Annotated in this window: 13 protein-coding genes and 2 pseudogenes; 7 read left to right on the plus strand and 8 right to left on the minus strand. The window is 69.2% G+C overall.

Annotated elements, in window-relative coordinates:
- The first annotated feature begins 208 nt into the window (after positions 1–208).
- Positions 209–589, plus strand: a complete 381-nt coding sequence (locus tag AB0G84_RS25115) for a VOC family protein (RefSeq protein WP_361324873.1) — start codon at positions 209–211, stop codon at positions 587–589.
- On the opposite strand, the gene AB0G84_RS25120 is transcribed toward AB0G84_RS25115, so the two are convergent.
- Positions 586–1,452: a polysaccharide deacetylase family protein gene (locus AB0G84_RS25120; RefSeq protein ID WP_361324876.1), complete on the minus strand. Its 867-nt coding sequence runs from the start codon at positions 1,450–1,452 to the stop codon at positions 586–588. The two genes, AB0G84_RS25115 and AB0G84_RS25120, sit on opposite strands and share 4 nt — an antisense overlap.
- A gap of 115 nt (positions 1,453–1,567) precedes the next feature.
- Here AB0G84_RS25120 and AB0G84_RS25125 point away from each other — a divergent pair, with 115 nt between their 5' ends.
- A complete protein-coding gene (locus AB0G84_RS25125) occupies positions 1,568–1,963 on the plus strand; it encodes a MerR family transcriptional regulator (protein WP_361324879.1) in 396 nt (131 codons plus the stop codon).
- A 49-nt stretch (positions 1,964–2,012) separates the two neighbouring features.
- Here AB0G84_RS25125 and AB0G84_RS25130 read toward each other — a convergent pair whose 3' ends face one another.
- Positions 2,013–2,978, minus strand: a complete 966-nt coding sequence (locus AB0G84_RS25130; RefSeq protein ID WP_361324882.1) for a WYL domain-containing protein — start codon at positions 2,976–2,978, stop codon at positions 2,013–2,015.
- A 95-nt stretch (positions 2,979–3,073) separates the two neighbouring features.
- On the opposite strand from AB0G84_RS25130, the gene AB0G84_RS25135 reads away from it, so the two are divergent.
- Positions 3,074–3,439, plus strand: coding sequence for a VOC family protein (locus tag AB0G84_RS25135; RefSeq protein ID WP_055548848.1), 366 nt, complete (start codon positions 3,074–3,076; stop codon positions 3,437–3,439).
- 87 nt (positions 3,440–3,526) lie between these two features.
- A pseudogene (locus tag AB0G84_RS25140) lies at positions 3,527–4,492 on the plus strand (IS481 family transposase); the annotation flags it as partial.
- Positions 4,493–4,756: 264 nt separating this feature from the next.
- Here the strand turns inward: AB0G84_RS25140 and AB0G84_RS25145 are convergent.
- Positions 4,757–5,752 (minus strand): LysR family transcriptional regulator, encoded by a 996-nt coding sequence (locus AB0G84_RS25145; RefSeq protein ID WP_361324886.1) that lies wholly within the window; start codon positions 5,750–5,752, stop codon positions 4,757–4,759.
- 71 nt (positions 5,753–5,823) lie between these two features.
- Here AB0G84_RS25145 and AB0G84_RS25150 point away from each other — a divergent pair, with 71 nt between their 5' ends.
- Complete coding sequence (locus tag AB0G84_RS25150) at positions 5,824–6,738, plus strand: 4-hydroxy-tetrahydrodipicolinate synthase (protein WP_361324889.1); 915 nt, start codon at positions 5,824–5,826, stop codon at positions 6,736–6,738.
- Positions 6,739–6,837: 99 nt separating this feature from the next.
- Here the strand turns inward: AB0G84_RS25150 and AB0G84_RS25155 are convergent.
- Positions 6,838–7,686: pseudogene (locus AB0G84_RS25155) on the minus strand (FAD-dependent monooxygenase); the annotation flags it as partial.
- A gap of 403 nt (positions 7,687–8,089) precedes the next feature.
- Between AB0G84_RS25155 and AB0G84_RS25160 the strand changes: the two are divergent.
- Positions 8,090–9,439 carry a DUF4157 domain-containing protein gene (locus AB0G84_RS25160; RefSeq protein ID WP_361325034.1) on the plus strand — a complete coding sequence of 450 codons (1,350 nt, stop codon included), beginning with the start codon at positions 8,090–8,092 and terminating at the stop codon, positions 9,437–9,439.
- 156 nt (positions 9,440–9,595) lie between these two features.
- Here the strand turns inward: AB0G84_RS25160 and AB0G84_RS25165 are convergent, their stop codons facing one another.
- The 4 genes from AB0G84_RS25165 to AB0G84_RS25180 form a co-directional block, all read right to left on the minus strand.
- On the minus strand, positions 9,596–10,081 hold the full coding sequence (locus AB0G84_RS25165) for a PaaI family thioesterase (RefSeq protein ID WP_361324892.1): 486 nt from the start codon (positions 10,079–10,081) through the stop codon (positions 9,596–9,598).
- Positions 10,082–10,169: 88 nt separating this feature from the next.
- A complete protein-coding gene (locus AB0G84_RS25170) occupies positions 10,170–11,033 on the minus strand; it encodes a transporter substrate-binding domain-containing protein (RefSeq protein ID WP_361324894.1) in 864 nt (287 codons plus the stop codon).
- Between the two features lie 252 nt (positions 11,034–11,285).
- On the minus strand, positions 11,286–11,951 hold the full coding sequence (eda, locus tag AB0G84_RS25175) for a bifunctional 4-hydroxy-2-oxoglutarate aldolase/2-dehydro-3-deoxy-phosphogluconate aldolase (protein WP_361324897.1): 666 nt from the start codon (positions 11,949–11,951) through the stop codon (positions 11,286–11,288).
- Between the two features lie 280 nt (positions 11,952–12,231).
- Entirely contained in the window at positions 12,232–12,672 is a 441-nt protein-coding gene (locus AB0G84_RS25180; RefSeq protein ID WP_361324900.1) for a ribonuclease domain-containing protein, read from the minus strand.
- 193 nt (positions 12,673–12,865) lie between these two features.
- Between AB0G84_RS25180 and AB0G84_RS25185 the strand changes: the two genes are divergently transcribed.
- A complete protein-coding gene (locus AB0G84_RS25185; protein WP_361324903.1) occupies positions 12,866–13,309 on the plus strand; it encodes a VOC family protein in 444 nt (147 codons plus the stop codon).
- Positions 13,310–13,343 lie beyond the last annotated feature (34 nt).

The following is a 13,343-nucleotide window of genomic DNA, read 5'->3' on the forward strand; positions in this document are numbered from 1 at the left end:
CCGGACAAGGACGGTCCCCGCCGACCCTCCGATGACCGGCTCGGGGCGCGGGGCCAGGGGGTCGGGGCGCGGGGCCAGGGGGTCGGGGCGCGGGGCCAGGGGGCGCGGGATGCAGGCCCGGCGCACCGCCCGGCCCCGCGTTCAGGATTCCGCCCCTGACCGGCCCGGGTTCTGGTAAGCCAGTCAGACCCCGCAGCGAGGAGGCCCCATGTCCGTCCGCCGTGTCGTTCCCGACTTCCAGTCGGACGCGCTGGAGGAGAGCCGCAGCTTCTACGGCCTCCTGGGCCTCGAGGAGGTGATGAACCAGGGCTGGGTGCTCACCCTCGCCTCCCCCACCAACCCCACGGCCCAGCTCACCTTCATGACCGCCGACCGGACCGCGCTGGTGGCCCCCGACCTCAGCATCGAGGTCGACGACGTCGACACGGTGTACGCATCGGTCCGCGCCGCCGGCGCCGAGATCGTCCGGGCGCTCCAGGACGAGGAGTGGGGCGTGCGCCGCTTCTTCGTCCGGGACCCCAACGGCCGGGTCGTCAACGTCCTCGGGCACCGGGCGGCAGACAGCCCGGCGGACGGGCAGAACGCTTAGCCCCTACCGGCGTTCCGGGCGTAATGGTCGGCGATCTCGTCGCTGGTGGTCAGCCACACCCCGGGGTGGCCCGCCACATACGCGAGCGCCTCGTCCAGGTACCGGTGCCGGAACGCCTGGCCGATGACGAACGGGTGCAGCGCCAGCGCCATCACGCGCCCGCCGTCCGCCGCGTCCTCGTAGAGCTGGTCCAGCTGGTCCTTGACGATCTGGACGAAGTCCGGGCCGCTGAGGCGCTTGCCGACGAACAGGCCGATGTCGTTCAGCTCGACGGAGTACGGCACGCTCAGCATCCCCGGCACGTTCAGCCGGTAGGGCTGGTCGTCGTTGGTCCAGTCGAGGACATACCGCAGGCCGAGCTCGGCGAGGAGTTCCGGGGTGCGGAAGGACTCGGTGAGCGCCGGCCCCATCCAGCCGCGCGGCCGCGCTCCGGTGGCCCTCTCGATGGTCTCGACGACCTCGGTGAGGTAGGCGCGTTCCTCGTCGGGGGCCACATCGGGCTGGAAGACGGAGTTGTTCTTCCCGTGGGCGAGCCATGCCCAGTCCCGGTCCCGGCCGGCCTCGATGATCTGCGGATTGCGGTCGACGACATCGGAGTTGAGCAGGACGCTGGCGCGGATGCGGTGCCGGTCCAGGGCCTTGATCAGCCGCCAGAAGCCGACGCGGGGGCCGTAGTCGCGCCATCCGTAGTTCAGGGGGTCCGGCGTCAGGTGCGCGGTGCCCGGGAAGGTGCTGGTCGAGGGGCGGTCGAGCCGGTAGTGCTCGATGTTCAGACCGACGTAGAAGGCGACCCGGGCGCCGTCGGGCCAGTGGAGCGGCTCCCGTTCGACGATCGGGCTGTAGTCGAAGAGCTGGTTGTCCATCAGGAATGACCTCGCGTAGGGGTGCGGTTCTGCGTGCGAGGGATATGCTCAAACCTTCACATTGATGTGAAGGTCAAGCGGGAAGATCAGAGCGACTCCGACTGAGGTGGGGCACATGCGGATCGGGGAGCTGTCGGAGCGCACGGCGACACCACGCCGGCTGCTGCGGTACTACGAGGAGCAGGGGCTGATCGCCGCCGAGCGCGCCCCGAACGGCTACCGGGAGTACGACGACCGCTTCGTCGACCGGGTCCTGCAGATCAGGGGGCTGCTCGACGCCGGGCTGCCGACCCGGATCATCAAGCAGATCCTGCCCTGCCTCGACACCCCGCGGACCCTCTACTTCCCCGACGCCACACCGGAGATGCTGGCCACCCTGCGGCGCGAGCGGGACCGGATGACCGAACGCATCCGGTGCCTGACCCGCAACCGGGACGCGATCGGCGCGTATCTCGATGCGGTGCTCGACTACCAGAAGGCCGGCGAGAACGGCACGACGGACCGTCCCTAGGTGTACTGACCGGAGACGTTGATTGAGAGCAGGGCGTTCCGCTCGGCAGTCACGAGGCCGGGGTTGAGTGCCTTTCAACCAGGTCTCTGGCGAGCTGACTGATGCGTTCGCGGGCTGTCTCTGGGGTGAGTATCTCGATGTGGTCGCCGAACTGGAGGAGCTGACGCACTGACTCGATGTCGGGGTAGCGGACGACGACGGTGCACCAGCCGTTTTCCGCGTCGGAGACGTCGTGGATGCGGTTGCCGAGGATGCGCCGCGCCAGGTCGAGTCCGTTTTCTGGCAGGCGGACGGTCACGCTCACGCGACCTTGCCCCTCGGTGCGTTCCTTCAACGCGGCCCATCTGGTGCGGAGGGTTTCGCTTGGTCGGAGAGCAGCTGGCGCGTCGAGTTGTTCGTATGACGAGAGTCGTTCCAGAGCGAACAGCCGACCGTTCCCCTGGTCATCGGCGATGAGATACCAGCGACCGGATTTCGCGACGATCCCGTACGGGTCGACCACCCGCGTTGAGGCCTGATTCTCGGCGCTGCGCCGGTATTGGATTCGCAGCCGGCGGCGGTGTCGCAGTGCCGAGGCCAGATCCGATACGTCGACCCCTGCCTCTGAGTCAGCAAACCACGCGGTGCTGTCTACCAGCACCAGGTCCGCCAGTTGCAGCAGGCTCGGCGATCCAGGTGCTGCAGCCTGCCGAGCGGCGATCTTGCGCGCGGCCGACTCCCACACCGCAGACAGACCCATACGCTCAAGTTGCGCGCTGTCCAAACCGGCTACGGAGAGTGCCTCCAGCTCTGATGGTTCCAGATGCGATGCGTTGAGCCGTGCACTGGGGAGCAAGACGATCCCGCCGTTCCGCCCGCGTTCGGCATAGACAGGCACACCTGCTGTCGAGAGCGCCTCGACATCCCGCAGCACAGTCCGCCGAGACACTTCCAGACGTCCGGCGAGCTCGGTGGTGGTGATGCGCTGACGGGTCTGCAGGAGCAGCAAGAGATGCAACAGTCTCGAAGCCTTCATGCTGACCAACCTTTGCAGAAAAGGTGACAGGCCCTGTCGCGATGCGGCGGTCAACTGGAGCAGTACCGAGAATTCAACGATCTGAGGAGCGCACTATGCCCGCACCCAACCTGTTCCTGATCGGCGTCCGCGACGCCGAGACCGCTACCGCCTTCTACAGCGACCTGTTCGAGATCGAACCGACCTTCATCAGTCCCCACTACGTAGCTTTCGAGGTTGCCCCCGGCGTCCTGTTTGCGCTGTGGACGGGCTACAGCGAGCATGCGGTCCCGAGCACCCCTCGAACGAGCGAAGTCGGACTGATGGTCCCAGGAGGAGCGACCGCGATTGACGAGATCTTCACGAGCTGGGTCTCGAAGGGAGTCCATGTCGCGGAGGAGCCACACGACGCTGTCTTCGGTCGCACGTTCGTCATCACGGACCCCGACGGCAACCTCATCCGGGTCTCCCCGGTGGACTGATCTTCACGCCCTCTACCCACACTTCTAGTTGTCGAAGGGCCGCCCGCACCCGATGGTCGGCCCTTCAGGCTGTCCAGGAGCTCAAACATGTCACATCCGAACGCCGTCCTCACCCCGCGCCACCGTCTGAAAGTCGCTCGACTCGTCGTTGACGACGGCTGGCCGATCAGCGAAGTCGCGGCCCGATTCCAGGTGTCCTGGCCAACCGTAAAGCGCTGGGCCGATCGCTACCTTGCAGGCGAGTCCATGCAGGACCGATCCTCACGACCCCGGAGATCTCCGACTAAAACACCCAAGAACGTGACGAAGCGATGCGTCAGCCTGCGACTGCGCCTGTGAGAAGGGCCCGTCCAGCTCGCCGCGAGACTCGACATCGCCCCGTCGACAGTGCACCGAATCCTGCGATCGGTCCGACTGAACCGACTCGCCTACGTCGATCGAGCGACAGGTGAACCCGTCCGCCGGTACGCGCACGACCACCCGGGATCGCTCGTGCACGTGGATGTGAAGAAGCTCGGGAACATCCCCGATGGAGGCGGTTGGCGGTACGTCGGTCGCCGCCAAGGCGAGAAGCACCGCGTCGCGACACCGGGCAAGTCACGCAACGCCTACGGCGGCCCGAAGCTCGGATATGCGTTCGTGCACACCGTCATCGACGACCACTCCCGCGTCGCCTACACCGAGGTCCACGATGACGAGACGGCCGTGACCGCAGTCGGCGTGCTGCATCGCGCGGTGGAGTGCTTCGCCGAGCGCGGCGTCACCATCGAGAGGATTCTCTCCGACAACGGCGGCGCCTACCGGTCCTACCTGTGGCGCGACACGTGCGACACCCTCTCGATCACACCGAAGTACACGCGCCCTTACCGTCCGCAGACCAACTGCAAGGTCGAACGCTTCCACCGCACCATGGCCGACGGCTGGGCCTACGCCCGCTGCTACACCAGCGAGCAACAACGCCGAGACGCTCTGCCACCGTGGCTGCACCAGTACAACCAGCACCGTCCGCACAGCGCTTGCAGCAACCAGCCCCCGTTCTCACGGTTGATCAACCTCCCCGATCAGTACAACCGCCGGCGGCGCGCCCCCCTGCGCGGTCGGTCGGCATCGCCCCGCGGATCGGTCACCGCGGTGACGCTGAGGCATCGACTAAATACCGGCATTTCTGATACCGAACTACCGTCGCCTGCCGAGCCCAGGCAGCCCGGCGGAAACGTAGGGAACGTGCGCTGCTTCGAGAGAGCAACGCGCTTGTCCGTGACGGGGAGCCGTGGGTGCGATGACCCGGTTCTGAGAGAGGGACCCGTGGGTTCGCCGTCAGCCCGCTGGGGCGGCCTCGGCGCCCTGCGCCGGCAACGCCCGTGCCGAGTCCGGGTCGCCCATCGAGGTCTTCTCATCCGGCCCCGTACCCGTCATGCCGCTCACGGCCGCTCTTGCCGCGGCCACGAATGCGGTGATCGCCGGATGAGTACCGCCGCCCGCACGGAAGGCGACCTTCGATCGGCGGAACAACGGCAACTTGGTCAACACCACGCCTGCGGGGCTTTGGGCCGTGGCCATTTCCGGTAGGAGGCCGGCTCCTTGCCCGGTGGCGGCCAGGGCCAGCACGGTGCGGAAATCGTTGATCTGATGGCGAATTCTCGGCTGGAACCCGGCCGCCTGGCAGGCGCGTACGACCATCGCGTGACCGGTCGTGCCGTCCCGTGCGGTGATCCACGGGGCCTCGGCATAGGGGCCGAGCAGCTCTGCCAGCGTGCCGCCGCGGCCGGTGTTCTCGGTCGCGGTGGCGGTGACGAGGTACATCGGCTCTTCCAGCAGGGGTACCTCGTCCACTGTGGTGTCCGGCGACGCGGGTACGAAGTCGTAGTCGTGGACGAGGGCCACGTCGAGTTCGCCGGCTCGCAGGCCGTGGGAGACGCGGGCGGAGTCGATTTCTTGCACCATCGGTTCCAGCGCGGGATGCCGTTGGGCCAGCTCGGCCAGTGTGGCGGGCACGATGGTGTGGCCACCGGAGGGGAAGGTCCCGATGCGGAACGGCCCGCCGATGCCGTCCCGCGCGCTGGCCAGGTCGGCGACCGCCAGCTCGAGGCGTTGCAGCACGGCGTCGGCGTGGGCGACGAGTGACCGGCCTGCGGGCGTGAGGATCACCCGCCTGCCGCTGCGTTCCAACAAGGCCACGCCTGCCTCGCGTTCCAGCACACCCAGTTGCTGGGAGACGGCGGATGCGGTGAAGGTCAGTGCCTCGGCCACGGCGGCGATCGTGCCCCGCCGGTCCAGCTCGCGGAGCAGATGGAGACGACGAACATCGAGCATAAGCTCAGCTTAGGCATAGAGGTAGAAATCAGAAATGGATCTACCGGGTTGAGGTGAGCCAGGGTGGGACCATGAAGCCGAATCCGATCCTCAACGGCCTGTACGTCCCTTTGGTGACCCCGTTCACCAACGACCTGCGCCTGGCTCCCGATGCGCTGGCCCGACTCGCCGACGAGGCGCTGTCGGCCGGCGCCTCCGGACTCGTCGCCCTCGGCACCACCGCGGAATCGGCCACGCTGACCGCGGAGGAGAAGCAGGCCGTGGTGCGCATCTGCTCGGCCGCCTGCCGAGCCCACGGCGCCCCGCTGATCGTCGGGGTCGGCACCAATGACACCACCACCGCCATCACGTCGCTGCGCGAGCTGGCGGCCACCGGTGACGTGGCTGCGGCGCTGGTCCCCGCGCCGCCCTACATCCGGCCCGGCGAAGCGGGGACACTGGCGCATTTCACCGCGCTGGCCGAACGCGGCGGCCTACCGCTGATCGTGTACGACATCCCCTACCGCACGGGGCAGACGCTCGGCATCGGCACGATCACTGCGCTCAGCCGCCTACCGGGGATCGTCGGGATCAAGCACGCGACCGGCGTGATCGACGCGACCACGGTGGAGTTGCTCGGCTCCCCCTCGCCCGGCTTCGCCGTGCTCGGCGGCGACGACGTCGTCATCTCACCGCTCGTCGCGGCGGGCGCCCACGGCGGGATCGTCGCATCGGCCAATGTGCGCACCGCCGACTACGCCGAACTGATCTCGTTGTGGCGTCGCGGTTCCGGTGCACCCGCCCGCAGGCTCGGCGCCGAGCTGGCCCGGTTGTCCGCTGCCCTCTTCGCCGAGCCGAACCCGACAGTGATCAAGGGAGTGCTGCACGCTCAGGAACGCATTCCCAGCCCGGCCGTCCGGATGCCGTTGCTGGCCGCTTCCAGCCGTACGGTCCGCCGCGCGGCGCTGCTGGCCGACAGCCGTGCACGCCACGCGTCCCCCGCCTGACCCCAAGCCGAGGAGCGCGTTCGGCGCCACGCCAGAGCCACGCCCTGGCGACGTCAGGACGACTCAGGGCGACGCCAGTGTGGTCCAACTTGGTTCGCGTTAGCCCGCGTTGCCCGGGACGGAGCGCATATCGACGTCCCAGTTCAGTTGGCGGGCCAGCGTGTCGTCGCCGGGGCGCTGGGGGGACGGTGCACGGCCGGTGGGTGCCGAGGTGCGTGGCGGGGTGCGGGTGCCGCGGGAGATTTCTCCGCTGGCGGTGATGTTGTGCTCCACGCGGGGGCGGCGGCACGCCTCGTAGAGGGAGAGTGCGCTGTCCGGATCGGGCGCGTCCCGCAGGGACTTGGCGAGGATGACCGCGTCCTCCAATGCCATCGAGGCCCCTTGGCCCGTCGCCGGTGAGGCCGCATGCGCCGCATCACCGATGAGCAGCGTCCGCCCGGAGCGCCAGGGGGTTCCCAGCGGAATCTCGGTGGCGTTGGTGGCCATGATGCCGTCGGTGGAGGCCGCCACGATGCCCGCGGCGGGGGTGGCGTCCTTGCCCAGCGTCTCGACGAGTTGCTCCCGCCAACGGGACGGCGTGGGGTGTGCGAGTTCGTCGGCGGGGACGGCGTCTCCCCCCACGCGGGCGAACCAGTACGTCTCCCCGTCCGGCGAGACCGCGTAGCCGAAGGCGGCGGCGCTGCCCCGCACCATGGTGAGGTGCCCGGTGTCCTCCGCCACCGGGGTGCTGCGCGTGTACCCGTAGAAGACGCTCTGCCCGGCGTAGACGGGCTCTGCGCCGGGCGCGATCGATCGCCGGACGGTCGAGCTCAGGCCGTCTGCGCCGATGAGCAGATCACCGGTCGCGACGCTGCCGTCGGCGAAGCGCGCGCTCACCCCGTCCGGGCCGTTCTCGACGGACACCAGCCGCGCACCGTGCGTCAGTCCGATTCCCCGGCGCACGGAGTCCATGATGCACCCGGAAATCCCTTGCCACGCGGCTGACTTCGGCGGCGTCGAACCGTACGGCGTTTTCGAGTCGTTCCCGCATGCGCCAGTCGACCGGAGGTGAGGGAAGGAGATCGGCGGAGGCCGGTGGAGAGCGGAGGAGTGCCCGCGTCGGCCGGTGCCCCTACGGGCCGTACATGCTGCCCTTCCGTACCTTGCATCGGCGATTGCCTGCCGCGTATCCAGGAAGGGTTGACGAATTCGTGCCAGAAGAGGGGCTCCCGTGCACCATCACGAGCAGGCCGGACCTGGCGGAGCAGGCAGCGACCGTACCGCGGCTCGCAAGCCCGCATCCGCCCCGTCCACACAGCTGCGTGGCCTGCTCGGCCAGCAGGCCGGTGCGGGCAACGCCGCGGTCGTCCAGATGCTCCGTCAGGCCGGCCACTCCTGGGCCCAGGAGCAGCATCAGCACAGTGCCGGATGCGGCCATCAGCAGGCCGAGTCGAAACAGCAGCCCGCGGTGCAGCGCTCCGCCGTGCACGACGTGCTGCGCACGCCCGGCCGGGCGCTGGACGATGCCACCCGTACCGACATGGAAGCGCGTCTGGGCGCGGACTTCTCCGACGTCCGCATCCACAACGACGCCGCCGCCAAGGCCTCGGCCGCCGAAGTCGGTGCGCACGCCTACACCAGCGGCAATCACGTCGTCATCGGAGACGGCGGTGCGGACAAGCACACACTGGCCCACGAACTCACCCACGTCATCCAGCAGCGCCAAGGCCCCGTCGCCGGCACGGACAACGGCAGCGGGCTGAAGGTCTCCGACCCGTCCGACCGCTTCGAGCGCGAGGCCGAGGCCAATGCCAGCCGGGCCATGGCCGCGAGCCCTCAGGCCGCTCAGAACGTGCAACGCAGCACGGCACCCTCCCCCGCGCCCGTCGCCCCCTCCTCCGTGCAGCGCGCCTACGACCACGAAAACCCGGCGAACCCGCAGAACGTGATGACGACCGAGCACTGGGAACGCCAAGCGGGGGTCATGGGCGCCGACGGCAAGGCCACGAAAGAGATGGCCACCGCCAAAGTGAACCTCACCAACGCGGCCAAGAAGAACAAGAAGGCCAAGGCGGGTAAGGGGCGCACGATGGAGGAAATCATCAAGACCGTCGGCCCGGACCTGCTGCGTCAGTTGCAGGGAAAGCCGGAGACGGCGGGGCAGTTGGACCTGTACAGGGCCATGAGCCTGGAAGAGGCGATGACCCTCCTCGCGTACTGGGGTAGTCCCGAAGAGGTTGCCGCCGTGCAGTACGTGGCGGAGGGCGGCGGCTCGGCCAAGGACTTCAAGACCAACCACAAGGGCATGACCGTCGGTGCCCACCTCGGCGACCGGGCCCAGGCCGACGCGTACCACAACATGGGAGGTGAGGCGTATCAAGTCATGCTGAAGTTCACACTGAAGCCCGGTGCACACGAACTTCTCTTCACTCCGCAACACATGGCCCTCGGGCCCTCCTACAACAGCGAATTGGTCCGCCGGGCGAACGGCGGCACCTATCAGAACGCCAGTGGCAACGAGGGCACGCTGCCCGGCTACATCGGCGTGAAGGCGGAAGAGAACGAGCCGTTCAGCGTGGCCATTGCGCAGGGCGCCAAAAACAAGAAGGGCAGAGAAGCCGGCCCGAGCCAGCTGCTGTTCCAATTGTTCGTCGCGGACGTGAAGCTCGTGAGCAACAAGTCGGGGACACCCGTGCCGGGTGAAGCCGTGGCAGCCGGGTAACCACGAACTGCCGTGGAGCCGGCTCCGGTCGGCAGCGGCCGGACGTTCCCCCGTCCTCGCAGTGGGCCTCCGTGGGTGATCCCGGCGGCGCGTCGAGCGCGCGTGCCGGGCGTCGCGGGGCGGACAGGAGCGTGCCGCCGGTGCCTGGTACTCAGGTCACCGGCCGAGGCCCGGGCCTTGGCCGTCGGGCTCCGGTGCGGCGGGTGGTCCGCCGAGCGGCAGTACCGTGCCCTGTGCCACCGCGCACAGGGTCTCCACCCCGTCCGCGTCGAGCATCGTCAGATCGCAGCGGCACACCGCCTGTCGACGTCCGGCCTGGACGACCTCGGCGCGGGCCCGCAGGGTACGGCCGCGCGCCGGGCGCAGGTACTGGATGGTGAAGCCGCCAGTGACGATCGCCGGGCCCAGCGCCGTCCCCGCGGCGAAGGTGAGGCTGTTGTCGGCGGCGTACGAGAGCACCCCGCCGTGCACGAAACCGTGCTGCTGGAGCAGCTCCTCGCGGACATCGATCTCCAGCGTCGCGGCGCCCGCTCCGAACCCGGTGATCCGTGCCCGCACCAGCCTGCTGAACGGCTGCTCGTCCAGCACCTGCTGTGCCGCGGCGAGCTCCAGCGCCGCGCTCCCCTGCTGCTGCCCCGTCATCACACCATCCGCCTCTCGCCCACTGCTTCGCTTGCTCCAACTGCTTCGACTGCTTCGCTTGGGTCCGTCATGTCAGCTGCCGCTTCCGCTACTTCATCCAGGAATCCTCGTACCTCTCGTAGGTGCCGTCGTGTGTGGCCAGGTGCACCCACTGATCCACATAGGCCTTGAAGTCGACGTCCCCGCGGGGCAGCGCATAGGCCTTCTCGGAGAAGGTGAACGGCCGGTCCGGATGCACCGCACAGAGCTCGGGGTGGATCTTGGCCTGATAGCGGGTCTCGCTGGCATCCGTCATCATCACATCCGCGCGGCCCGCGATGATCTCGCCGAAGACGGTGGTGTTGTCCGGGTGGACCCGGAGGGTTGCGCGCTTGATGTGGGAGCGGGCGAACTGCTCGTTGGTGCCGCCGGGGTTGACGATGACGGTGGTGCCGGGCCGGTCGATCTGGCGGAGCGTCCGGTACCTGTTCTGGTCGGCGCAGCGGACGATCGGTGTCTTGCCGTCGGTGCGGGTCGGCTCGCTGAAGTAGACCGAGCGGGCGCGCGGGAGGGTGACAGAGACGCCGCCCATGGCGATGTCGCAGCGGCCGGCCGCGAGGTCGCCGACGATCCCGGCCCAGGTGGTTGCCACGTAACGGGGCCTGGCGCCCAGGCTCTTGGCGAGGTTCCCGGCCATGTCGATGTCCACACCGCGGTACCGGCCGGTGGTGGGGTCCAGGTAGCTGAAGGGGCGGTAGTCGCCGGTGGTGCAGACCCGTAGCACCCCGCGCCGTGGGACGGTGTCGAGGGCCGATGCCTTCCTCCCAGCCAGGCGAGCGGAGGTGGCGGCGGAGACCGGAGCAGCCCCCGCGGAAGCAGAGACGGAGACCGGAACGGCGCCGGCCGGGGCCGGGGCAGCGGCGGTGACGGCGAGCAGACAGGCGAGGGCGGGCAGGGCGACGGCACGCTTCATGGGGGCTCCGGTGGCTGCGGATCGGGCGGTCACCCGGTGCGCCGCCGCGGGCCGGGCACGGCGACCCGCGACGGCACGGCGGCGTGATCGGATGGCCGAAGTTCCCAGCGTGGCAGAGCCGGTGGCCCCGGTGAACCCCTTGACCGGCTGGTGGGACGGGGCCGTGGCGTCAGTCCGCGGGACGGCCCACCACGGGGCCGACGGCGGCCGGGAGATCAGCGCCCCCATGGCCGACGGCGGCCGTCCGGCGGTTCAGCGCCCGTAGCCGCCCGCGGCGTCCGGGCCCATCTGGTCGGGGTCGGCCTCGGCGAGGCGGGTCAGGAGGTCGGCGGCGCGCTTGGCGACCGTGGCGCGGTCACCGTCGGAGAGTTCCACGCCCATGCCGACGGCGACCGCGCCCGCGGCGATCCACTCCGGCGCGCGCTCGACCGTCACCCCGCCGGTCGGCAGCACCGGTACCTGCGGCAGGGCGGCGCGGACGTCCCGGAGCCAGGACGGGTGGTGTGCCGAGGCGGGGAACAGCTTGACCGCGTCCGCGCCCAGTTCGAGCGCGCGGACCATCTCGGTCGGCGTGCACACCCCGGGGAAGACCGGGACGCCGTAGCGGTGGCCGGTGCTGATGACCTCGGCGTCCAGGCTCGGGGAGACCAGGTAGCGGGCACCGGCGTCGACCGCCATCCGGGCCGACGTCGCGTCAAGGACCGTGCCGGCGCCGATGACTGCGTCGTCGCCCAGCTCGCGTGACAACGTCGTCACCGCCTCCAGGGCGAAGGGAGTGGTGAGGGATATCTCCAGGCTCGTGATGCCGGCCGAGAGCAGGGTGTCGGCGGTGGCACTCGCCTCGTCATAGGTCTTGCTGCGGACGATGGCGAATACACGCTGCGCCAGTGCGGCCCGGGTGATCTCCCAGCGATACACGGCAGTTCGCCGTCCTTCCTTGTCTGTGACGCCTCGTGCCGGTCGCCAGGACCTCGGCGGCTGCGGCACTCTCCCGGGCGCGCCGCAGCAGTCGACCGCTCAGGGTCTCTTGTCCGCCGATGCCCGCCCGCTCCTCGTTTCCACCGAAACGCTACCGGGAACCACCGACCATCCTCTCCCGGGGGGTGCGCCCCGCGCGCCCCATTTGCTGAGAGTGATAACAAAGCGGCCGGGGTGCAGGTGCACCCCGGCCGCTCTGTTGTGCCGCTGTGGTGGAGCGTCAGCAGCCCCGGTCGACGAGATCGAACGTCTTGTAGTGGTCGGCGGTGTAGTAGTCCTCGTCCTTCTTCTCACCGGCCACGATCCGGCGCGCACCACGGTCGGGCGAGCCGGGGGTGACGACGGTGTACTCGTGGTAATAGCCGGTGTCATGGGCCGGCAGGACACCCTCGCGGTTGTCAAAGACCGTGCCGTCCTTCGGGTACGGGAACGGCCCGCCCTTCGCGATCAGGTCGAGGGTGTCATGGGCCTGCGAGGGCAGCTTGGTGTAGCAGACCTTGCCGATGTCCTGGGCGTGTACGGCCGTGGCCACGGCGTACGAAGCGGTCGGCTGCACCGCGCCGGCGGCGGGCGTCGCGGCGACCGCGGTACCGCCGAGGAGAAGGGTCGAAACGAGGGCGCCCGCGGCGCCGATCCTGGTGATCCGTGGGGGGATTCTCATGCCCACCAGGATGACGCGCGTAGACATGCCCCTGTCAATGCCAAAGCCCGGAAGTTTTCCGGGAGTTCACACGAGTCGTCACCTTCCGCCCCAAGGGGAACCCCGCTCACCACGGATTTCGGGGTCCGCGGTTGAATCGCCCTGATGCGGTCCCACTGGGCCGTTCCCCGTCCCGACCAACGGAGGAAAGCGCATGCGCGTGAAGGACTTCGACCATCTGGTGCTCGCAGTGCGGGACATCGAGCGCTCGCTGGCGTTCTACTGCGGCCCGCTGGGGCTGGAGCCGGTCCGGGTGGCGGAGTGGCGGGCCGGTACCGCGCCCTTCCCGTCGGTGCGGATCTCCCCGGCCACCATCATCGATCTGATCAGCCGCCCCGAGGACGCCCCCGACGGGTCAGACACGGCAGACGGGTCCGAAGGGCCCGAAGGGTCCAAGGCGGTGTCCAACGTGGACCACATCTGCCTCGTCGTGGACCCGCTGGACTGGCAGGAGGTGATCGACTCCGGCACGTTCACCGTGCTGGACGGTCCGGGCACCCGCTACGGCGCCCGCGGTGAGGCTCAGTCGATCTATGTGCAGGACCCGGACGGCAACACCGTCGAACTGCGCTGGTATCCGCAGGACGCCACGGAGTAGGGGCTTTTGCCTCACAGGCAAATCTTTTGCCTGA

It is taken from the genome of Streptomyces sp. NPDC020742 (assembly GCF_040641675.1).
In the GTDB taxonomy this organism is placed as follows: Bacteria; Actinomycetota; Actinomycetes; order Streptomycetales; family Streptomycetaceae; genus Streptomyces.

Bases quoted from the DNA above. Each gene is read 5' to 3' on its own strand.
- AB0G84_RS25130 (WP_361324882.1), bottom strand. From the start codon at position 2,978: ATGAAGGCTTCGAGACTGTTGCATCTCTTGCTGCTCCTGCAGACCCGT.
- AB0G84_RS25165 (WP_361324892.1), bottom strand. From the start codon at position 10,081: ATGACGGGGCAGCAGCAGGGGAGCGCGGCGCTGGAGCTCGCCGCGGCA.
- AB0G84_RS25180 (WP_361324900.1), bottom strand. From the start codon at position 12,672: ATGAGAATCCCCCCACGGATCACCAGGATCGGCGCCGCGGGCGCCCTC.
- AB0G84_RS25135 (WP_055548848.1), top strand. From the start codon at position 3,074: ATGCCCGCACCCAACCTGTTCCTGATCGGCGTCCGCGACGCCGAGACC.
- AB0G84_RS25160 (WP_361325034.1), top strand. From the start codon at position 8,090: ATGCTCCGTCAGGCCGGCCACTCCTGGGCCCAGGAGCAGCATCAGCAC.
- AB0G84_RS25170 (WP_361324894.1), bottom strand. From the start codon at position 11,033: ATGAAGCGTGCCGTCGCCCTGCCCGCCCTCGCCTGTCTGCTCGCCGTC.
- AB0G84_RS25150 (WP_361324889.1), top strand. From the start codon at position 5,824: ATGAAGCCGAATCCGATCCTCAACGGCCTGTACGTCCCTTTGGTGACC.
- AB0G84_RS25125 (WP_361324879.1), top strand. From the start codon at position 1,568: ATGCGGATCGGGGAGCTGTCGGAGCGCACGGCGACACCACGCCGGCTG.
- AB0G84_RS25145 (WP_361324886.1), bottom strand. From the start codon at position 5,752: ATGCTCGATGTTCGTCGTCTCCATCTGCTCCGCGAGCTGGACCGGCGG.
- AB0G84_RS25120 (WP_361324876.1), bottom strand. From the start codon at position 1,452: ATGGACAACCAGCTCTTCGACTACAGCCCGATCGTCGAACGGGAGCCG.
- AB0G84_RS25115 (WP_361324873.1), top strand. From the start codon at position 209: ATGTCCGTCCGCCGTGTCGTTCCCGACTTCCAGTCGGACGCGCTGGAG.
- AB0G84_RS25185 (WP_361324903.1), top strand. From the start codon at position 12,866: ATGCGCGTGAAGGACTTCGACCATCTGGTGCTCGCAGTGCGGGACATC.